The sequence below is a fragment of the Roseateles sp. GW835-FHT13E02 genome (assembly GCF_058794035.1).
Genome location: NZ_JBXAGJ010000021.1, coordinates 50,718 through 71,616 on the forward strand (window position 1 = coordinate 50,718; position 20,899 = coordinate 71,616).

Below are 20,899 nucleotides of genomic sequence, written 5' to 3' on the forward strand. Positions count from 1 at the left end.
CAACGAACCCCGAAGTCCGCAGCCGAGACTGCGAAGGAGACCCCCATGCTTGCTGTCGTGCAATCGATGCGCCTGAAAGCGCGCGTCCTGACGGGCTTTGCCCTGGTGATGAGCTTGTTGCTGGCCGGATCGGCGCTGGGCATCTGGCGCATCCAGCAGCTCAACGACCGGATCGAGCGCCTGGTCAATGTCGACATGGAAGCCCTGGACCTGGCGCGCAGCTGGGCCGGGCTGACCGAATCGAACATCCAGCGCCGCATCATCACCATCTGGTCGGACGATGCCGATTTTGTCAAGGCCTTCACCGCCAAGTCCAAGGAAGTCAGCGCCCGGGTCGACAAGATCCAGGACGCCCTGGGCGACCTGCCCAAATCCGCGGAAAGCGAACGCATCAAGGCCCAGATCGACCAGGCCCGCAAGCGCTACCAGGAGCTGCGCGACGACATCGGCAAGCAAAAGGCTGCGGGTACCGACGTGCGTGCCCGTGTGGTGGGCGAGCTGATCCCGGCGATGGAGGCCTATCTGGAGCCCATCCACGGCTATGCCGAACAAAGCCGCAAGGAGCTGCAACAGGCCCGCGATGTGGCCGAGGACCAGGCGCGATCGGCCTTCCGGCTGATCACCGGCCTGCTGATCGGTGCGGCCGCCTGCGGCGTCTGGATCGCCCTGTCCATCACCCGCAGCATCACCGCACCGCTGGACCAGGCGCGCGACATGGCCGCGCGCATCGCCGAGGGCGATCTGAGCCAGGCGGTCGTCGTGCAGGGCCGCGATGAGCTGGCCGAGCTGGCCGAATCGCTGGACCAGATGCGCGCCCAGCTGGGCGCGACGATCGCCGATGTGCGCCATGTGGCCGAGCAGGTGCAGATGGCCTCCAGCGAGATCGCCAGCGGCAATATGGACCTGTCCAACCGCACCGAGCAGGCCGCCAGCAGCCTGGAGCAAACGGGGGCGGCCATGATGCAGCTGCGCGAAGGCGTGCAGGCCAATGCCCAGGCCGCGCGTCAGGCCGACGAGCTGGCCAAATCGGCTGCGGCCGTGGCCGACCGCGGCGGCGCCATGGTGCAGCAGGTGGTGGACACCATGACCGACATCCAGCAGTCCTCGGCCCGCATTGCCGACATCACCAATGTCATCGACAGCATTGCCTTCCAGACCAATATCCTGGCCCTGAATGCAGCCGTGGAAGCGGCCCGTGCCGGCGAACAGGGGCGCGGCTTCGCCGTGGTGGCCAGCGAAGTGCGGGCCCTGGCCCAGCGCTGTGCGCAGGCGGCGCGTGAGATCAAGAGCCTGATCGGCGCCTCGGCCGAGAAGGTGGAGGCTGGCGGCAAGCTGGTCAGCGCCACCGGCGCCACCATTGCCGATGCGGTGCAGAGCGTGCAACGCGTGACCCATATCGTGGCCGAGATCTCCAGTGCCACCAGCGCCCAGGCCAGCACCCTGGGCGAGATCGGCCAGGCCGTCGGCCATCTGGACCAGATGACGCAGCAGAACGCGTCGCTGGTCGAAGAATCGGCGGCCGCGGCCGAAGGCCTGAAACAGCAGGCGCATACCCTGGTGAACCACATGGCCAAGTTCCGCCTCGCGGCCGCACGGCGGCGGGAATGATTCCCGTAGCGGCAGGGCGCCCGGCCGTCACAGTCCGTGCCTGCATGGCATGGCTGACGGCGTGGGCCTTGACGGGCAGCCTGTGCACCACGGCCCATGCCGCCCCGCACGGTGAAGCCAACACCCGCTACCTCTTGCGCACGGCGGCCGAACAGGGCGGCGCGCCGAAATGGTTGCAGCATGGCCCGCAGATGCACAGCGGCTTTTGCGCGGATGTGATCGCGGCGCTGAACCAGCGCGGCACGGGCTTGAAGATCCAGCTGGTCGAGCAAGCACTGCCGCAAAAGCGATTGCTGCAACAGGTCAAGAACGGCGAGCTGGACCTGCTGTGCGCGCTCACCCACACCGAGGAGCGCGACCAGGATTTCGTCTTCGTGCAACCCGAGCTCTACAACATGCCCTATGTGCTGCTGGCACGCGCCGATGACCCGGTCGAGGTGCGCAGCTGGGAGGCGCTGCGGGCGCTCGGTGAGCAAGGCCTGGTGCTGCTCAACTACGACAGTTCACGCCTGCCCCTGCTGCAGGCCAAGGGCGGGCTGCATCTGCACGCCCGCGGGCTGACGACCGAGGCCAATCTGCGCATGCTGCTGGCCGGACGCGGGCGCTTTTTCTACTTCCCGCTCAGCAATGCCTGGTACACCGTGCAGCGCATGGGCGTGCAGCACGAGGTCCGGGTGCTGCTGCCGGCGCTGCAAAGCGAGCCCTACCACCTGCTCGCCCGGCGCAATCTGCCCAAGCCCGCGCTGGACCAGCTGAGCCAGGGCCTGCAGCAACTGCGCCAGCAGGGCGAGCTGGCACGCCTGGCCCTGAAATGGTTTGGCGCCGACCTGCCGCCCGAGCTGCGGCAGGCCTTGCCTCATCCCTGAAGCCCATCCCTGAAATTCAGCCCTGAAGCTCAGCGCGCCTTCCGGCGTCGCTCAGAGCTCGCCCGTCTGCAGGCGCCACAGCGCCGCGTAGGCGCCGCCGCGCGCCAGCAGCTGCTCATGCGTGCCGCTTTCGACGATGCGGCCGTGCTCCAGCAGATGGATGCAATGGGCTTGGCGCACAGTGGACAGGCGGTGGGCGATGACGAGCGTGGTGCGGCCCTGGCTGACCACGTTCAGCGAGCGCTGGATGGCGGCCTCGGTCTCGTTGTCGACGGCGCTGGTCGCCTCATCCAAGATCAGCAGCGGCGGGTTCTTCAAGATCGCGCGGGCCAGGGCCAGGCGCTGGCGTTGGCCGCCGCTGAGCTTCTGGCCGCGCTCGCCGACGCGGGTGGCAAAGCCCAAAGGCAGGCGGGCTATGAACTCCAGGCTCTCGGACAGGCGCGCGGCCTCATGGATCTGCGCGTCGCTGGCCTCGGCCATGCCGTAGGCGATGTTCTCGGCGATGGTGCCGTCGGTCAGGAAGCTGTCCTGGGCGACATAGCCGATGCAGCGGCGCAGGTCCTGCAGATTCAGCTCCGAGATCGGCCGGCCATCGAACAGGATGCGGCCTTGCTGCGGCTCATAAAAGCGCAAGAGCAGCTTGACCAGGGTGGACTTGCCCGAGCCGGTGCTGCCGACAAAGGCCACGGTCTGGCCGGCCGGCACCTCCAGATTCAGGTCCTGCAGCGTGGGCTGCTCGGCGTAGGCAAAACCCACGCCTTCGAAGCGCAGGGCCGCGCGCGCCTGCGCCACCGGGAAATGCTCGCCCTCGTAGGCGATGCGGATGGGGGTGTCCAGCAAGCCCAGGGCGCGCTGGGTGGCGGCCATGGAGCGCTGGTACATATCGGCCACCTCGGCCAGGCGGGTCATGGGCCAGAGCAGGCGCTGGGTCAGGAAGACCAGCACCGAGTAAGCACCCACGGCCAGATCACCGTGAATCGTCAACCAGCCGCCGTAGACCAGGGTGGCGGTGAAGCCGGCCAGGATGCCCATGCGGATCACCGGGGTGATGGCCGAGCTCAGGCGGATCGCGCGCGCATTGGATTGCAGATAGCCCTGGCTGGCCTGGGCGATGTGATCGGCCTCCAGCTTTTCGGTGGCGAAGGCCTTGATGGTGGCCAGGCCCAGCAGATTGTTGTTGAGCCGGGCCGAGACATCGCCGGCCGCCTCGCGCACCTCGGCATAACGCGGCGCCAGGCGCTTCTGGAACCAGAAGGTGCCGAACAGGATGGCCGGCACCGGCAGCAGGGCGATCAGGGCCAGGCCTGGCTGCAGAGCAAAGAAGACCGCACTGACCATCAGCGAGGAGCAGACCACCTGGATGATCTGGTTGGCGCCGCCATTGAGAAAGCGCTCGAGCTGGTTGATGTCGTCGTTGAGGATGGACATCAGCGAGCCGGTGCGCTGATTCTCGAAGTAAGCCAGCTCCAGCTTCTGCACATGGCCGTAGGTGTCCAGGCGCAGCTCATGCTGGATGTTCTGGGCCAGGCCGCGCCACTTCAGTTCGAGCAGGAACTCGAACCAGGATTCGCCCATCCACACCAGCATGTTCAGCGCACCGAGGAAGAGCAGCTGCTGCCAGGTGTCGGTGATGCCCACGCCGACCAGGATGTTCTTGGCCAGAAAGCTCTGCTCGCCGCGCACCACCACATCGACCGCGGCGCCGATCAGCACCTCGGGCAGGATATCGAAGAACTTGTTGAGGATGGAGTACAGCGTGGCCGCACGGATCTCGCGGCGGTGGCCCTGGGCATAGGCAAGCAGGCGTTTCAGGGGATGCATGGGGAACTGGGCAAGGGTTGTTGATTCGAGTGGCATCAGACCGGCGCTGGCTGCAGATGCGGCGCCTCGCCGCTGCGCCACTCAAAGAGGATCTGGTCATGCCACTCGCCCTGGATGCACATGCTCTGCGCCGTGCGGCCGTAGGGCGTGAAGCCATTGCGCTCCAGCACACGCACCGAGCCGAGATTGCCGGCCCGCGCCACGGCCTCGATGCGCCAGAGGCCCAGCTCGGCACGCGCCCGCTGCAGCAGTTGGGCGACGGCCCGGCTGGCGATGCCGCGGCCCTGCCAGGGTTCTCCGATGCGATAGCCGAGTTGGGCGCGGTTGAAATGCTGGCGCTGCACGGCCGTCAGATTGATGCGGCCGACGATCTCGCCGCCCAGTTGCAGCACAAAGCCGTAGGCCTGATCGGCCAGGCGCTGCGCGCGTGCCTCGTCCAGCGAGGCCTGCACGGCCTCCAGCCGGTAGTAGGACGGCGCGCGGGCATTGATGCGCGCTTCAAAAAAGGCGCGGTGCTGCAGTTCAAACGCCAGCAGCTGGGCCGCGTCCACGTCTTCCAGCTGGTGCCAGCTCAAGTCATCGGTGCTCATGGCGCGCACTCTAGCAAGCGCCGGGCGTGAGCCGTTCGGACCAGGGCGCAGAGCGGCTCATTTCATGGCCACGTCATCGCCGGCTTTCATGCTGCCGGCTTCTTTCCTCTTTGCATTCTCTGGAGCTCCACCTCATGAAAGCCTCTGTCCTGAGCCTTGCCGTCCTGCTGAGCCTGGGCACTGCCCTGCCTGCCCAAGCCTGGAACACCTTGAGCGGTGACGCCCCCATCGTCATCGGCCACCGTGGCGCCTCGGGCTACCGCCCCGAGCACACCCTGGAGGCCTACAGCCTGGCCATCGCCCAGGGCGCCAACTTCATCGAGCCCGATCTGGTCATGACCAAGGACGGCGAGCTGCTGGCCCGCCACGAGCCTCTGCTGGCCCGTGTGGACCTGAATGCCGATGGCAGCATCAAGCTCGTCAACGGTGCGCCGGTGCTGAACCGCACCGACAGCAGCACCAATGTCTGGGAGCTGAGCAAGTACGCCAACCGCCTGACCGTCAAGACCGTGGACGGCCAGAAGGTCGGCGGCTGGTTTGCCGAAGACTTCACGGCCGCCGAGATCCGCAGCGACATCCGCGCCCAGGAACGTCTGCGCGATCTGCGCACCGGCAACAACAGCTACAACAACCAGTTCGTGATCCCGACCCTGCAAGAGGTGATCGACCTGGCCAAGGCCAAGTCCATCGAGACCGGCCGCACCATCGGTATCTATCCCGAGACCAAGCACCCGACCTACTTCAAGAACTTCACCGATGCCAACGGTCTGAAGCGCATGGAAGACAAGCTGGTCGAGACCCTGCACGCCAACTACGGCAACGACCGCAACGCGCCGGTGTTCATCCAGTCCTTCGAAGTCGGCAATCTGCAGTACATCAACGGCAAGACCGACATCCGCATCGCCCAGCTGCTCAACGGCAGCGGCCGCCCCTTTGACGACAACCGCAGCTACGCCGAACTGGCCTCCGCTGCCGGCCTGGACTTCATCAAGAGCTATGCCGATGGCGTGGGCTCCAACACCAATCTGATGATTGCCCTGGCCAATGGCAAGCTCGGTGCCCCCACCCAGCTGATCGCCAATGCCCACCAGCGCGGTCTGATCGTGCATGGCTGGACCTTCCGCGCCGAGAATGCCTTTCTGCCGAATGAATTCGACAGCAGCGCCGACCCCGCCGCTTTCGGCGACCTGACCGGCCAGATCAAGGCTTTTGTGGATCTGGGCATGGACGGCTTCTTCACCGACCAACCCGACCTCGGCGTCGCGGCCGTAGCCGCCATCGCCGCCGTGCCAGAGCCGCAGAGCTACGCCCTGATGCTCGCTGGCCTGGCCGGCATGGGCGCCTGGGTGCGCCGCCGCAAGCAGCACAAGGCGGGCTGAGTCCGTCGCATTCGCCAGGAACAAAAACGGGGCCAATCGGCCCCGTTTTACATGGTGCTCGCCGAGGCCGCGGATGGGGGCGTCCGCAAGATCAGGCCAGGCCGTCTGTGCTTTTTGTGGCAGCGACCCCGTCAATCGACGACATGGGATCAAAATCAGGCCAACTCGGTTTGACTCCTTCCGCACATGACGACGCGCTCGACTCCCCAGCTTCCACGCCCAAGCCAGTCCGAGTTGGCCGACTTTCTGGCCCGGGAGTTTCCGCAATCCAAATGCAGCATCGAGGCGCTGGGGCCGCGCAGCGCGACCGTGCGGCATCCGGTCGGTGACTCGGAATTGCGGCCCGGCGGCACCGTGTCCGGGCCGGTGTTGATGACCGTGGCCGATGTGGCCTTGTACGTGGCCATTCTTGGCGAGATCGGCATCGTGCCACTGACGGTGACCACCAGCCTGAACATCAATTTTCTGCGCAAGCCGGCCGGTGACCGTGACATCCTCGGCGTCTGCACCCTGATGAAGCTGGGCCGAACCCTGGCGGTGGGCGAGGTCAGCCTGTACTCCGAGGGCAGCGATGAGCCGGTCGCGCATGTGGTGGGCACCTACGCCATTCCGCGCAAAGACTGAGGCCCACAAGACCTGACCCCATGGAGCGGAGCTTCACCGAGTCGAGCACAGGTTGCTCACCGGCCCTGCTGTTGGCAGGCTTTGGCAGGCTTTGGCAGCCAGTTGCTGCTCGCCACCTTGCAGGCACTGCACCGGCATTCGGTTGGAGCGACAGAGGTGCGAAATTCGCACACACGCGCCTTCACAAGTTTGTCACACTGCCGATAACGCCAGGGGATCTCCCGGCCTGCCCGCCTCACCTCCTGCAGAAGTGAATGGGCGACGCCGGATCAGGGAAGAGGTCCTCCATCCATCAGGTCTGACTTGCACCCAGACGGAGCAGTCTCAGGCCTGTGCGTGGTTCAGCCATCCAGCGGCCAACACCGGTGTCCTTGCGCCGAGAGCCGCGCCCACAACACAAGGTTTGTCATGCGCAACAATCAGCCGGTCAGCCAACGGGAATATGACTTCCCGGCCGATGCCACCCTGATGTCCACCACGGATGTCAACTCCCACATCACCTATGCCAACGGCGCCTTTGTGGCCGTCAGTGGCTACAGCGAGGCCGACATCCTCGGTCAGCCCCACAACCTGGTGCGCCACCCCGACATGCCAGCGGAAGCCTTCGCCGATATGTGGGCCACGCTCAAGGGCGGCCAGTCCTGGACCGCCTTGGTCAAGAACCGCCGCCAGAACGGCGACCACTACTGGGTGCGCGCCAACGCCACGCCGGTGGAGCGCCACGGCCGCGTGGTCGGCTATATGTCGGTGCGCACCAAACCGCCGCGCGCTGAAATCCAGACCGCCGAAGCGCTCTATGCCGCCTTTCGTCAGGGTCAGGCCGGTGACTTGAGCTTCCACAAAGGTTTGATCGTGCGACGCGGTCTGCGTGGCGTGTTTTCACGCGGACTGCAGACTTGGTCGGTGCGAACCCGCATCTGGGCCGGCGCCTTGCTGATGCCCGTGCTGAGCCTGCTGGCCGCCAGCCAGCTCGGCTTGGCAACGGGCGCGCTGGCCGGCCTGGCGGGCATCCTGGCCTTGAGCTGCGGCCTGAGTGCCTGGTGGCTGCACAGCCAGGTTTCAACGCCGGTCGAATTGCTCGCCTCGCAGGCTCGCGCCATTGCAGCGGGCGATACCCACTCCAACATCCAGATGGACCGCGTCGACGAGATTGGCATGAGCATGCGCGCCATCAACCAGCTGGGCCTGATGTTCCGCTGGATCGTGGACGACGTCAGCGAGCAGGTGCTGACCGTGCGCACCGCCAGCAGCGAGATCGCGCAAGGCAACAACGACCTCAGCGCCCGCACGGAACAGGCGGCGTCCAGCCTGGAGGAAACGGCCGCTTCGATGGAGCAGATGAGCTCCACCGTGCGTAACAACTCCGACACCGCCCACCAGGCCACCCAGGTGGCCCAGGATGCGAGCCGCGTGGCCGAACAAGGCGGCGAGGTGGTCGGCCAGGTCAACCGCACCATGGAAGGCATCACCGCCTCCAGCCGCAAGATCAACGACATCATCGGCGTGATCGACGGCATTGCTTTCCAGACCAACATCCTGGCACTGAATGCGGCCGTGGAAGCGGCGCGCGCTGGCGAGCAAGGCCGCGGCTTTGCCGTGGTGGCGGCCGAGGTGCGCAGCCTGGCCCAGCGCAGCGCCGAGGCGGCCAAGGAGATCAAGACCCTGATCAGCGACAGCGTCGAAAAGGTCGAGCACGGCGCCCGCCAGGTCGGCGATGCCGAGCGCACCATGGGCGAGATCGTCCAGCAAGTGAGCCAGGTCAGCCAGCTGATCACCAGCATCAGCCAGGCCAACCGCGAGCAGAGCACCGGCATCGGCCAGGTCACCGAGGCGGTCACCCACCTCGACCAGGTCACGCAGCAGAACGCCGCCCTGGTCGAGCAATCCACCGCCGCCACCGAAAGCCTGCGCAACCAGGCCGATCAGCTGGTGCGCGCCCTGGCCATCTTCCGCGCCGAGCCAGGCCGGCACTGAAGCCGCGCCGCGGAGCGCCTTGCCACTGCGGCCAGCAAGGTCGCGTGATTACTACCGCAGCTCAACGGCCGCCCAGGCCGCACGCCAGCGCCGTCTGCAACGATGATCGGGGCTACTTCGCTCCCAAGCCCATCAGCAGACTGCACCGTGCGCCATGCCCCACGTCGAAACCCTCCCCGCCTTTGAACTCCTCGGCCTGAGTTGCCGCACCAGCAACGCCGCTGAAATGGACCACCAGCACCCCGAGCGCGCGCGCATCGGCCGGCTCTGGCAAGACTTTGCGGGCTCGGGCCTGCAAGGTGATGTGTTCGGGGCCTACTTCGACTACGCCGACCGCCACCACGCGGACTACCGCGTGCTGGCTGGCATCCGGGCGCCTGACAACGCGGAAGAACGCAAGGTCAATGCCGGAGCCACCACCGACCGCCGCCTGCAGGTGCCGGCCGGCCGCTACCTGGTCTTTGAAGCCCAGGGCACTCTGCCCGAGGCCCTGATCCAGACCTGGGGCGAGGTCTGGGCCTATTTCGAGCAGCCGGGCGCGCCCGAGCGCGCCTACGGCGTGGACCTGGAGCGTTATCTGGGCCCGGGCCATGTGCAGATCTGCATCGGCCTGAAAGACTAGATAGAGACCCCGTGCACTGAGGCTCGGTTCGAACAGCGGGCGCCACCAGACTCGTGGCACCCGCTTCGAGGCTCAGAAGTGAATGCCCTTCATCATCTGCTGCAGGGCGATCGCCTCGGCAGACAGCTGCGGCTTGGAGCCGGGCTTGGCGCCCTTGGCCGCATCGCTGTCAGGGAACATGCGGAAGCTGGTGTTCATGACGATCTGCGCGACACGCGGCACCAGGGCATGCATCAGCTCGCCGGTAATACCCAGACGGGTGGCGATGCGCACCGGCTTGGCGATGCAGGCCTGCGCCACCATATCGGCCGCTTCTTCTGGCGCCAGCGTGGGCACGTTCTTGTAGATCTGCGTCGGCGCAATCATGGGCGTGCGCACCAGCGGCATATTGATGGTGGTGAAGGTCACGCCCAAGTCGGCGTATTCGCTGGAAGCGCAGCGCGTCCAGGCATCGAGCGCGGCCTTGCTGGCCACATAGGCTGAGAAGCGCGGCGCATTGGTCAGCACGCCGATGCTGGAGATGTTGACCACATGGCCCTTCTTCTTGGCCACCATGCCAGGCAGCAGGCCCATGGTCACGCGCAGGCAGCCGAAGTAGTTGAGCTGCATGGTGCGCTCGAAATCATGGAAGCGGTCGTAGCTGCTTTCGATCGCGCGGCGGATCGAGCGGCCTGCGTTGTTGATCAGGAAATCGACACCACCGAACTGTTCGGTGATGGCGGCAATCATGGCCGCGCAGCTCTCCTCGTTGGCAATGTCGGCCGAGAACGCGTGCACCTGGGCTTGCGCGCCGGCGGCCTCGCGGATCTCCTTCACGGCCTCGGCCAGCTTGATCTCGTCGCGGGCGCAGATCAGGGTGATGGCGCCGGCTTCGGCAAACTTCTTGGCCGCCGCCAAGCCGATGCCGGAGGAGCCGCCCGTCACCAGCACCACCTTGCCGGCGGTGGCACCGCGCAGGCTGCGGTCGATCGACAGATCGGGGTCGAGGTGGCGCTCCCAGTAATCCCACAGCCGCCAGGCGTAGTCATGCAGATTGGGGCAGGCAATGCCCGAGCCCTTGAGCGCAGCCTCGGTCTCACGGCAATCAAAGCGAGTCGGGTAGTTGATGAAGGTGAACATATCGTCGGGCAGGCCGAGATCCTTCATCACCGCATTGCGGATGCGCCGCACCGGCGCCAGCGCCATCAGCCCCTTCTTGACGCTCTTGGGAATGAAACCGAGCAGGGCCGCATTGATGAAGAGATTCATCTTGGGCGCATGCGCGGCCTTGGAGAAGATGTCCAGCACATCGCCGACGCGGTAGCCCACCGGGTCGACCAGATGGAAACAGGCGCCGCTCTTGCGCTCACGGTGGGCGATGTGGTCGAGCGCGTTGACGACGAAATCGACCGGCACGATGTTGACGCGCCCGCCTTCCAGGCCGATCGAGGGCATCCAGGGCGGCAGGATCTGGCGCAGGCGCTGGATGGGCTTGAAGAAGTAGTACGGGCCGTCGACCTTGTCCATCTCGCCGGTGCTGGAGTCGCCCACCACCATGGCCGGGCGGTAGACCGTCCAGGGCCGTTTGCACTCCTTGCGCACGATCTTCTCGCTCTCGTGCTTGGTCATGAAGTAGGGGTGATCGAGGCCCTCGGCCTCGTCGAACATGTCCTCGCGGAACACGCCTTCGTAGAGTCCCGCCGCGGCGATGGACGAAACATGGTGAACATGACCGGCCTCGATGGCCTGGGCAAACTCGACCAGGCTGCGCGTGCCGTCGACATTCACCGCCACTTGCGAGGCCTCGTCGGCCTTGAGGTCGTAGACCGCGGCCAGATGGAAGACATGGTCGATCTGGCCTTTGAGGCGTTTGAGGTCCTCCGCCGCCACACCGAGCTTCTTGCCCGTTAGGTCACCGAACACCGGCAGCGCGCGGCTGCTGTTCTTGGCCAGGCCCCAAAAGGCCAGCAGCTCGGGCAGCTTGTCCCGGCTTTCTTCGCGCAGCAGGAAGTGAACCGTGCTGCCGCGCCGGGCCAGCAGCTTTTTGACCAGGCGCTTGCCGATGAAGCCCGTGGCTCCGGTGACGAAATACTGCTGCATGTGCATGTCTCCTGCGTAGGGGTGCGAGAACTCTTGTGCCTGGATTCTTGACCAAGTGAAAGCAGGCGCTGCTGCATGCTTTCCCGCACAGGGCAGCACAGCGCCCCATCCGGGCTTAGGTAGAGCGTACTGCCTAGCTTTCCCCGGTGCCAAATGCCAGCGGGGCGATCTATAGTGACTTCATCGCTGGCAAAGGCTGGCGACAATCCAACCAACGCTCTCCAAGGACTGACAACATGGTCAAGAAGCTTCAGAAAATGGCAGCCAAGAAAAACTCCGCTTCCAATGGAGCCTTCGGCGGCGCCCTGCCCGCCGGCCTGCTGGACAGCCAGCTGGCGCAGAGCGTGCGTGACTCCGCTCAACAAATCTGGGCCGCTGGCCTGGGCGCCTTCTCCAAGGCACAGGGCGAGGGTGGCAAGGTGTTTGAAGCCCTGGTCAAGGAAGGCCTGACCCTGCAGAAGAAAACCCAATCGGCCGCCGAAGAAAAGCTCGGCGCCATGGCCAGCAAGGTCAGCGGCATGGCCGGTGATGTCGGCAGCAAGGCCGGCCAGCACTGGGACAAGCTGGAATCGATTTTTGAAGAACGCGTGGCCCGTGCGCTCAAGCGCCTGGGCGTGCCCGCCGCCAAGGACATCGACGAGCTGATCGAGCGCATCGACGCCCTCAGCGACGCCCTGGGCCTGAAGGTGCCGGCCAAGAAGGCCGGCAAGGCCGCGGCACCCAAGGCCAAGGCTGCGGCCAAGCCGGCGGCTAAAGCCGCCGACAAAGCCCCGGCCAAAGCGCCCGCCAAAAAGGCCGCAGCCAGCAAGGCACCCGCCCAGCCCTTCGCCAAAGCCGCGAGCAAGCCGGCAGCCAAAGCCCCGGTGAAGGCCGCTGCCAAGCCGGCCGCCAAAGCTCCGGTCAAGGCAGCAGCCAAAGCAGCCGCACCGGCGCCCAAGCCCGCCGCCAAGCCGCGCGCCAAGAAGGCCGCCGCCCCGGTGAGCGCCGCGGCCAGCGCCAGCCCGGCTGCCGCAGCCGCCGCCGAGGCCGGCACCGCCGCCTGATCGATCGACCGCCCGCCACGCGCACTCGCTGACTGTCCCACCGCCGCATGCCCACAGCCCGCCGCAAGCCCCGCTCGGCCACCCCCGCCACGCCACCGCGCCGCGCCGGCCGGCCGCGCATCGGGCTGGCCCTGGCGGGCGGTGGGCCGCTCGGCGCGATCTATGAAATCGGCGCGCTCTGCGCGCTGGAAGAATCGATCACGGGCCTGGACTTCTGCGACTGCGACTCCTACATCGGCATCAGCGCCGGCGGCTTCATCGCCGCCGGCCTGGCAAATGGCATGGGCCCGCGCATGCTCAGCGCGGCCTTCATCGAGAACAGCGCCCCGGCACCCGACAGCTTTGACCCTGCCGAGCTCATGCACCCGGCCTGGGCCGAATACGGCGAGCGCCTGCGCCTGCTGCCCGGTCTGCTGAAATCTGCAGTTTGGGATCACTGGATGGAAGGCCGCTCGCTGATGGGCGCCTTCGAGCGCCTGGGCCGAGCCCTGCCCACCGGCCTGCTTTCAGGCGACGCACTGGAAGCGCAGATCCGCCGCCAGTTCGCCCTGCCCGGCCGCAGCAACGATTTCCGCGATCTCGGCCGCCGCCTGGTGCTGGTGGCCACCGATCTGGACAGCGGCGAGGCTGTGCCCTTCGGCCTGCCCGGCTGGGACGATGTGCCCATCTCGCGCGCCGTGCAGGCCAGCGCCGCCCTGCCGGGCCTGTTCCCGCCGGTCAAGATCGCCGGCCGTCACTATGTGGACGGCGCCCTCAAAAAGACCTTGCATGCCTCGCTGCTGCTGCAGGAAGGCGTGGATCTGCTGATCTGCCTGAACCCGCTGGTGCCCTACGAATCGGACCGCGAGCACCCACTGGCGCAACAAATGCCGGCACGGGGCCAAGGGACCCAGGAAACCTCCATCCCCCACCTCGTGGACGGGGGCCTGCCCCTGGTGATGAGCCAGACCTTCCGCTCGCTGATCCACTCGCGGCTGGAGCTGGGCATGAAGCGCTACGAGCACACCCACCCCGGCACCGACATCCTGCTCTTCGAGCCCGACCACCGCGATGCCGAGATGTTCCTGGCCAACACCTTCAGCTACTCGCAACGCCGCCATCTGGCCGAGCACGCCTACCAGACCACGCGGGCGCGCCTGCGCCGCCGCGCGCCCAAGTTGCAGGCCGCCCTGCAGCGCCATGGCCTCAGCCTCAACCTGGAAGTGCTGAACGAGCCAGGCCGACGCCTGCTCAGCGAACCCGCGGCCACCCGCACCGAAGATGCCCTGCGCCGCCTGCGCGCGGCCCTGAGCCTGCTGGAAGCGCGCCACGCCTGAGTGCACAGGCCGCTGTGGCGTGACCCCCGTCACGTTCGCGCCCTGCAGCCCCTCCAGCCAGGGGTATTCCCGCAGACCGGGCCTCGCAACAATGGCTTCCAGGGCCTCCGCACCGGCGGCCCGCCTCAAGGAAGTCCCCATGCGCACGATGATCCTCTCCGCCCTGCTGCTCGCCACCCCGCTGCTCAGCCAGGCCGACAGCGCCAGCAATCTGGTGGTCAACGGCAGCTTTGAATCCGTGGTCATCAACTCCAGCAATCGCTGGGACATCTTCAGCAACATCAGCGGCTGGACCGGCGGCAGCGCCGGCATCGAGGTGCGCAACAACGCGGTGGGCCTGGCCCGCGACGGCGTCAATTTCGTGGAGCTGGACACCACGGCCAACAGCAGCATGTTCCAGACCGTGGCCACCCAGGCCGGCCAGCGCTACACCCTGAGCTTTTTCTACGCCGACCGCATCGGCAACAGCCAGGCCAGCAACGGCCTGGACTGGAGCCTGGACGGCAGCCACTGGAACGCGGTCAGCAGCGGCACCGGTGGCAACAGCCACGACTGGAAGCAGGTGCAGTTCGACTTCAATGCCACGGGCGCGACCACGCTCTACTTCCGCGCCAGCGGCAGCAGCGACCGTCTGGGCACATCGCTGGACCAGGTCAGCATCACCACGGCCGTGCCGGAGCCGCAAAGCGCCGCCCTGCTGCTGGGCGGCCTGGCCGCGCTCAGCTTTCTGGCCCGCCGCCGGCGCCTGAACTGATCACAATCCGCACACCGGGACGTCGTGAGTCCTGAAACGACAAGAAAAGAAGAGAAAAGCAGAACCCAAAAAGGGCGCCTCCTCGCGGGGGCGCCCTTGCTTTTGCAGCGGCCGTGGCCGCGGGCCTCAGCCGAGGTAGCGCGACTGCAGATGGGCCTTGAAATGCGCCGGATTCAGCGTCTCGCCGCTGGCGCGGCGCACCAGCTCGGGTGTCTCGTAGCGGCTGCCTTGCAGCCAGATGTTCTCGCGCAGCCAGTCGAACACCGGGGCCAGATCGCCGGCGGCGATGCGGGCGTCCAGGTCGGGCATGGCGCAGCGCATGGTGGCGAACCATTGGGCGGCATACATGGCGCCCAAGGTGTAGCAGGGGAAGTAGCCGATCAGGCCGCAACCCCAGTGCACGTCCTGCATGCAGCCGTCTTTGTAGTTGCCGCGGGTGTCCAGACCCAGCAGCTCCATCATCTTGGTGTCCCACAGGGCCGGGATGTCCTCGACCTCGATCTCGCCCTCGACCAGAGGCCGCTCGATCTCGTAGCGCAGGATCACATGGGCCGGGTAGGTCACCTCGTCAGCATCCACACGGATGAAGCCGGGGTTCACACGGGTCAGCAGGCGATTCAGATTGCCCGGCTCAAAAGCCGGCTGCTCGCCCAGATGGCGGCTGACCAGAGGGCTGAGCAGGCGGGCAAAGGCCGGATGGCTGCCCAGCTGCATCTCGAAGGACAAGCTCTGGCTCTCGTGCAAGCCCATGGAGCGGGCCTGGCCCAGAGGCTGGCCCAGCCATTCGCGCGGCAGGTTCTGCTCGTAGCGACCATGGCCGGTTTCGTGGATGGTGCCCATCAGGCTGGGCAGGAAATCGTCCTCGCGGTAGCGCGTGGTCATGCGCACGTCTTCGGGCACGCCGCCGCAGAAGGGGTGGCTGCTCTCGTCCAGGCGGCCGGCTTCGAAATCAAAGCCCATCAATCGCATGGCGTCCAGGCCCAGGGCTTTTTGCGCCGCTTGCGTGAAGGGGCCGACCGGGCGGATCACGGTCTCCTGCGCCTGCTTCTCGCGCACCTGCCGGATCAGGGCCGGCAGCCAGCTGCGCAGGTCGCCAAACACGCGGTCCACTTCGGCGCTGCGCATGCCGGGCTCGTACAGATCGAGCAGCGCGTCATAGCGCGACAGGCCCGTGCCATCGGCGAGCAGAGTCGCTTCTTCGCGGGTCAGACGCACGACCTCGCGCAGGTTCTCGACATAGCCGGCCCAGTCATTGGCCTGGCGCTGCGCGCGCCACGCATGTTCGCAGCGAGAGTTGGCCAAAGACTTGGCTTCGACCAGGCTTTGCGGCAAGGCGTTGGACGCGCGCCAGGCGCGGCCCATCTCACGCAGATTGGCGCGTTGGTCGGCCTCCAGGTTTTCCGCTGCGGCCTGCTCCAGCAAACTTTTGAGCTGCGGCTCGGTGGCCAGCTGGTGCAGCAGGCCGCCCATTTCGGCCAGGGCCAGCGAGCGCGCCTCATTGCCCTTGGGCGGCATATTGGCCGACTGGTCCCATTGCGCGATCGATTGCAGATGACCCAGGCGGTGCAGACGCTGGTGGCGCTGGAACAGTTCGGTGTAGGCGGGCGTGCTCATGAGGCGGTTCGCGAAGAGTTGGAACTGGGGCGCATTGTCCACGTTCGACCGGCCCGTGCCCCAAGTCAGGGCGTCGAACCCGGGAAGACCCAGATCAGGGCCGCCGTCATCAGCACATAGCGGCAGAACTTGCCCACCGCCATATAGGCCACGCAGGGCCAGAAGGGCAGGCGCAACCAGCCCGCCACGGCACACAGCGGATCCCCCACCCCCGGCAGCCAGCTCAGCAAACAGGCCTTGGCCCCGAACTGCTGCAGCCAGGCCAGGACGCGCGGGTTGAGCGGGGCCCGCTTGACGCGGTGCTCGTAGGCCAGCTCGGCGCCTCGGCCCATCCACCAGCTGATGGCGCCGCCCAGGGTGTTGCCCACCGTGGCCACCAGCACCGCCGGCCAGAACATGGCCGGATCGGCCTTGACCAGCAGGAACACGGCCGGCTCCGAACCCAGGGGCAGCAAGGTGGCCGAGACCAGGGCGATCAGGAACACCGCCGGCAGGCCCACCGCCGGCAGCGCGGCCCAGGCCAGCAGGCCGTGAATCATGTTTTGCAAAGCGGTTTCCATCAAAGGCATTATCCTGAGGCCCGGATGAGCGCCCGCCCTACCTCCCCTGCCCCCCTGAGCCGAGCCTGGCAGCAGCATCGCCGCTGGCTGTGCCTGCTCGCGGGCTTGTGGCTGGGCGGCAGCTCAGGCGCCTGGGCCGAACCCGCCGTCTGCAAAACCTTGGTGGCCTCGGGCAACCCGCAATACCCGCCCTACCTCTGGCGCGATCCAGCCGATGAAAGCCGCCTGGTCGGCGCCAATGCCGACCTGATGCAGCGTCTGGCCCAGGAGCTGGGCGTGACCATCGAGATGCGCTACGTCGGCCCCTGGGGCCGGGTGCAGGAAGAGGCCAAGGCCGGCCGCATCGATCTGATCGCCGGGGCCTTCTGGACCCAGCCGCGCACCGAGTACATGGACTACTTCACCCCGGCGTTTCACCAGACACGCTCGGTGATCTGGGTGAACGCCAAGTCACGCCTGGTTTACCGCCAGTGGAGCGATCTGGTCGGCCAGCAGGGCGTGACGGTCATCAACAACAGCTTTGGCGAGGCCTTCGACCGCTACGCCCGCCAAGCCCTCAAGATCACCCAGGTGGCCAGCCTGGAGCAGGCCATCCAGATGCTGCAGCGTGGTCGGGCCGATTACCTGATTTACGAAGACAGCCCCGGCCAGGCCTTTCTGGCCAAGCTGGACATCCAGGGTGTGCGCATGCTCACGCCGGCCGTGGCCAATGAGGCCCTGCACCTGACTCTGGCCCACAAATCGCCCTGCAACACCGGCGAGCTGCGGGGACGTATCGCCCGCGCCCTGCACAAGCTGGCCGGCGCTAACCCGCTGCCCGAGCTGCTGGACAAGAACATCCAGCTCTGGCGCCTGCACAGCCCGAACGTGAAATAAATAGCAGCGGGCCAAGCCGCCCGGACGGGCACCCGCGGCATATAATCCTGCCTCTTTTTTGGGCAGATTGAGGGCTGTGAACGGCTCGCCAGCTGCCTGCCAGTGCGGCCGCCGCGCTGGCGCCCCGCCGCTCCACCGCTTCTTTTTCGCCCGCCGCCTTCTCCATGCCCGCCGCCCTGCCGACTCTCCGTCTCGGCACCCATTCCCTGCCCAACCGACTGTTCGTGGCGCCCATGGCCGGCGTCACCGACCGGCCGTTCCGCCAGCTCTGCCGGCGCCTGGGTGCGGGCTATGCGGTCAGCGAGATGGTGACCTCGCGCAAGGACCTCTGGAACAGCCTCAAGACCTCGCGCCGCGCCAACCACGACGGTGAGGCCGGTCCCATCGCCGTGCAGATCGCCGGCACCGACGCGCCCATGATGGCCGAGGCCGCCCGCTACAACATCGAACGCGGCGCCCAGATCATTGACATCAATATGGGCTGCCCGGCCAAGAAGGTCTGCACCAAATGGGCCGGCTCGGCCCTGATGCAGGACGAGCCCCTGGCCACCGAGATCATGGCCGCCGTGGTCGAGGCCGCCGCGCCCTTCGGCGTGCCGGTGACCCTGAAAATGCGCACCGGCTGGTGCGAGACCGAGAAGAACGCCCAGCGCCTGGCTCTGGCCGCACAGGATGCCGGCATTGCCATGGTCACCGTGCATGGCCGCACCCGCGAGCAGGGCTACAAAGGCCTGGCCGAGTACGACACCGTGGCGGCGGTCAAGGCCGCGCTGCAGATCCCGGTGGTGGCCAATGGCGACATCGATTCGCCTCAGAAAGCCAAGGCCGTGCTGGAGCGCACCGGCGCCGATGCCCTGATGATCGGCCGCGCCGCCCAAGGCCGGCCCTGGATCTTTGCCGAGATCGATCACTTCCTGCGCACCGGCGAGGAGCTGCCACCACCGCGCGTGCAGGACGCCAGCGACTGGCTGATCGAGCACCTGCACGACCACTACAGCCTCTATGGCGCCCTGGCCGGCATGCGCAGCGCGCGCAAGCACATCGGCTGGGCCGTGCGCGGCCTGCCCGGCGGCGAAGACTTCCGCCAGCGCATGAACCTGCTGGAGAGCTGCGAGGCCCAGGTCCACGCCCTGCGCCAGTGGTTCGCCGAGCTGGCCGACCAACATGAACGACTGCCTGTGTCAACGCTGCCCCTCGAGGACGATGGCGGCGACACCGACGACGCCTCCTCACAAAAAGAACACGCACCGAAAGCTTCTGCATGAGCACCACGCCCACCCCGATCGACCAATGCGTTCGCGAGAACCTGCAGGCCTATTTCAGTGACCTGGAAGGCGAGGAGCCGCATTCCATGCACGAGATGCTGATCAAGCTGGTGGAAAAGCCCCTGCTCGAGGTGGTGATGCAAAAAGCCCAGGGCAACCAGAGCAAGGCGGCCGAATGGCTGGGCATCAACCGCAACACCTTGCGCCGCAAGCTGACCGAACACCAGATGCTGTGAGCGCTGCACACAGCACACGCCACGAATCCACACTCCCCGACGAGCACCTGCCATGACGCAACTGACCGCCCTGATCTCCGTGTCCGACAAGACCGGCATCCTCGAATTCGCCAAGGAACTGCACGCCCTGAATGTGCGCCTGCTGTCGACCGGCGGCACGGCCAAGCTGCTGGCCGATGCCGGCCTGCCGGTGACCGAGGTGGCCGACCACACCGGCTTCCCCGAGATGCTGGACGGTCGCGTCAAGACCCTGCACCCCAAAGTGCACGGCGGCTTGCTGGCCCGCCGCGACTTCCCGGAGCACATGGCCGCTGCGGCTCAGCACGGCATCACCATGATCGACATCCTGGCCGTCAACCTCTACCCGTTTGAGGCCACCGTGGCCAAGCCCGGTTGCACGCTGGAAGACGCGATCGAAAACATCGACATCGGCGGCCCGGCCATGGTGCGCAGCGCGGCCAAGAACTGGAAGGACGTCACCGTGCTGACCGACGCCAGCCAGTACGCCCAAGTGCTGGCCGAGCTGAAGGCCAACGGCAAGACCAGCGACAAGACCCGCTTTGCCGCCTCCGTCGCTGCCTTCAACCGCATCGCTCAATATGACGCTGCCATCAGCAATTACCTGAGCGCACGCACCGAAGAAGGCACGCTGTCCGAGTACCCCGGCCAGATGAACAGCAGCTTCGTCAAGGTGCAAGACCTGCGCTACGGCGAGAACAGCCACCAGACCGCAGCCCTGTACCGAGACCTCTACCCCGCCCCTGGCTCCCTGGTCACCGCCAAGCAGCTGCAAGGCAAGGAACTCAGCTACAACAACATCGCCGACTCCGACGCCGCCTGGGAATGCGTGAAGAGCTTTGACGTGCCCGCCTGCGTGATCGTCAAGCACGCCAACCCCTGCGGCGTGGCCGTCGCCGCCAACGCGGCCGAAGCCTATGCCAAGGCCTTGAAGACCGACCCGACCAGCGCCTTCGGCGGCATCATCGCCTTCAACCGCGAGGTGGACGGCGCGGCCGCCGCTCATGTCTCCAAGCAATTCGTCGAAGTGCTGATGGCGCCGAGCTTCAGCGCCGAAGCGTTGGAGATCTTCAAGGCCAAGGTCAATGTGCGCCTGCTGCAGATCGACCTGCCCCCGGGCGGCTCGACACCTTGGCTGCAAGGACGCAACCTCGGCGACAGCAAGCGCATCGGCTCCGGCATCCTGCTGCAAAGCGCCGACAACCATTTCCTGAAAAAGGAAGACCTGAAGATCGTCACCACCCTGCAGCCCAGCGCCCAGCAGCTCGATGACCTGATGTTCGCCTGGACCGTGGCCCAGTATGTGAAGAGCAATGCCATCGTCTTCTGCGGCGGCGGCATGACCCTGGGCGTGGGCGCCGGCCAGATGAGCCGTGTCGACTCGACCAAGATCGCCGCCATCAAGGCCGCCAACGCCGGCCTGGAACTGAAGGGCTCGGTGGTCGCCAGCGATGCCTTCTTCCCCTTCCGCGACGGCGTGGACGTGCTGGCCGATGCCGGCGCCACCTGCGTCATCCAGCCCGGTGGCTCGATGCGCGATGACGAAGTGATCGCCGCCGCCAACGAACGCGGCCTGGCCATGGTCTTCACCGGCGTGCGTCACTTCCGCCACTGAACAAAGGAAGCGGCATGATGGCGGGATGCTGAACCAAGC

At 66.6% G+C, this 20,899-nt stretch carries 18 protein-coding genes; 13 read left to right on the plus strand and 5 right to left on the minus strand.

The window, feature by feature from the left end:
- Positions 1-45: 45 nt before the first annotated feature.
- Positions 46-1,608 (plus strand): methyl-accepting chemotaxis protein, encoded by a 1,563-nt coding sequence (locus AC1Q6P_RS18965; RefSeq protein ID WP_492665481.1) that lies wholly within the window; start codon positions 46-48, stop codon positions 1,606-1,608.
- A 44-nt stretch (positions 1,609-1,652) separates the two neighbouring features.
- Positions 1,653-2,474, plus strand: a complete 822-nt coding sequence (locus AC1Q6P_RS18970; RefSeq protein ID WP_492665480.1) for a substrate-binding periplasmic protein — start codon at positions 1,653-1,655, stop codon at positions 2,472-2,474.
- A 51-nt stretch (positions 2,475-2,525) separates the two neighbouring features.
- On the opposite strand, the gene AC1Q6P_RS18975 is transcribed toward AC1Q6P_RS18970, so the two are convergent.
- Both AC1Q6P_RS18975 and AC1Q6P_RS18980 read right to left on the minus strand, forming a co-directional pair.
- Complete coding sequence (locus AC1Q6P_RS18975; protein WP_171826826.1) at positions 2,526-4,295, minus strand: ABC transporter ATP-binding protein; 1,770 nt, start codon at positions 4,293-4,295, stop codon at positions 2,526-2,528.
- 35 nt (positions 4,296-4,330) lie between these two features.
- On the minus strand, positions 4,331-4,885 hold the full coding sequence (locus AC1Q6P_RS18980; RefSeq protein ID WP_492665479.1) for a GNAT family N-acetyltransferase: 555 nt from the start codon (positions 4,883-4,885) through the stop codon (positions 4,331-4,333).
- 134 nt (positions 4,886-5,019) lie between these two features.
- On the opposite strand from AC1Q6P_RS18980, the gene AC1Q6P_RS18985 reads away from it, so the two are divergent.
- From AC1Q6P_RS18985 to AC1Q6P_RS19000, 4 genes are all read left to right on the plus strand, one after another.
- Positions 5,020-6,264 (plus strand): glycerophosphodiester phosphodiesterase, encoded by a 1,245-nt coding sequence (locus AC1Q6P_RS18985; protein ID WP_271010299.1) that lies wholly within the window; start codon positions 5,020-5,022, stop codon positions 6,262-6,264.
- A 186-nt stretch (positions 6,265-6,450) separates the two neighbouring features.
- Positions 6,451-6,888 (plus strand): PaaI family thioesterase, encoded by a 438-nt coding sequence (locus tag AC1Q6P_RS18990; protein ID WP_492665478.1) that lies wholly within the window; start codon positions 6,451-6,453, stop codon positions 6,886-6,888.
- A gap of 408 nt (positions 6,889-7,296) precedes the next feature.
- Positions 7,297-8,862, plus strand: a complete 1,566-nt coding sequence (locus AC1Q6P_RS18995; protein ID WP_492665477.1) for a methyl-accepting chemotaxis protein — start codon at positions 7,297-7,299, stop codon at positions 8,860-8,862.
- A gap of 154 nt (positions 8,863-9,016) precedes the next feature.
- Positions 9,017-9,484: a GyrI-like domain-containing protein gene (locus tag AC1Q6P_RS19000; RefSeq protein WP_492665476.1), complete on the plus strand. Its 468-nt coding sequence runs from the start codon at positions 9,017-9,019 to the stop codon at positions 9,482-9,484.
- Positions 9,485-9,556: 72 nt separating this feature from the next.
- Here AC1Q6P_RS19000 and AC1Q6P_RS19005 read toward each other — a convergent pair whose 3' ends face one another.
- Entirely contained in the window at positions 9,557-11,563 is a 2,007-nt protein-coding gene (locus tag AC1Q6P_RS19005; protein WP_492665475.1) for an SDR family oxidoreductase, read from the minus strand.
- Between the two features lie 257 nt (positions 11,564-11,820).
- On the opposite strand from AC1Q6P_RS19005, the gene AC1Q6P_RS19010 reads away from it, so the two are divergent.
- The 3 genes from AC1Q6P_RS19010 (at position 11,821) to AC1Q6P_RS19020 (ending at position 14,676) form a co-directional block, all read left to right on the plus strand.
- Positions 11,821-12,606 carry a phasin family protein gene (locus tag AC1Q6P_RS19010; RefSeq protein ID WP_492665474.1) on the plus strand — a complete coding sequence of 262 codons (786 nt, stop codon included), beginning with the start codon at positions 11,821-11,823 and terminating at the stop codon, positions 12,604-12,606.
- Positions 12,607-12,653: 47 nt separating this feature from the next.
- The gene (locus AC1Q6P_RS19015; protein ID WP_492665473.1) at positions 12,654-13,922 is read left to right on the plus strand and encodes a patatin-like phospholipase family protein; all 1,269 of its coding nucleotides are present in this window, start codon (positions 12,654-12,656) and stop codon (positions 13,920-13,922) included.
- 139 nt (positions 13,923-14,061) lie between these two features.
- Positions 14,062-14,676, plus strand: coding sequence for a PEP-CTERM sorting domain-containing protein (locus tag AC1Q6P_RS19020; protein WP_492665472.1), 615 nt, complete (start codon positions 14,062-14,064; stop codon positions 14,674-14,676).
- A 126-nt stretch (positions 14,677-14,802) separates the two neighbouring features.
- On the opposite strand, the gene AC1Q6P_RS19025 is transcribed toward AC1Q6P_RS19020, so the two are convergent.
- Positions 14,803-16,290: a carboxypeptidase M32 gene (locus AC1Q6P_RS19025; RefSeq protein ID WP_492665471.1), complete on the minus strand. Its 1,488-nt coding sequence runs from the start codon at positions 16,288-16,290 to the stop codon at positions 14,803-14,805.
- Positions 16,291-16,355: 65 nt separating this feature from the next.
- Positions 16,356-16,850: a YqaA family protein gene (locus tag AC1Q6P_RS19030; protein ID WP_492665470.1), complete on the minus strand. Its 495-nt coding sequence runs from the start codon at positions 16,848-16,850 to the stop codon at positions 16,356-16,358.
- A 24-nt stretch (positions 16,851-16,874) separates the two neighbouring features.
- On the opposite strand from AC1Q6P_RS19030, the gene AC1Q6P_RS19035 reads away from it, so the two are divergent.
- The 4 genes from AC1Q6P_RS19035 (at position 16,875) to purH (ending at position 20,860) form a co-directional block, all read left to right on the plus strand.
- Positions 16,875-17,726, plus strand: coding sequence for a substrate-binding periplasmic protein (locus tag AC1Q6P_RS19035; RefSeq protein WP_102766282.1), 852 nt, complete (start codon positions 16,875-16,877; stop codon positions 17,724-17,726).
- A gap of 164 nt (positions 17,727-17,890) precedes the next feature.
- Positions 17,891-18,991: a tRNA dihydrouridine synthase DusB gene (dusB, locus tag AC1Q6P_RS19040; protein ID WP_492665469.1), complete on the plus strand. Its 1,101-nt coding sequence runs from the start codon at positions 17,891-17,893 to the stop codon at positions 18,989-18,991.
- Positions 18,988-19,227 (plus strand): helix-turn-helix domain-containing protein, encoded by a 240-nt coding sequence (locus AC1Q6P_RS19045; protein WP_102766281.1) that lies wholly within the window; start codon positions 18,988-18,990, stop codon positions 19,225-19,227. The genes dusB and AC1Q6P_RS19045 overlap by 4 nt, the downstream gene beginning before the upstream one ends.
- A 52-nt stretch (positions 19,228-19,279) precedes the next feature.
- Positions 19,280-20,860, plus strand: coding sequence for a bifunctional phosphoribosylaminoimidazolecarboxamide formyltransferase/IMP cyclohydrolase (gene purH, locus AC1Q6P_RS19050; protein WP_492665468.1), 1,581 nt, complete (start codon positions 19,280-19,282; stop codon positions 20,858-20,860).
- The last annotated feature ends 39 nt before the right edge of the window (positions 20,861-20,899 follow it).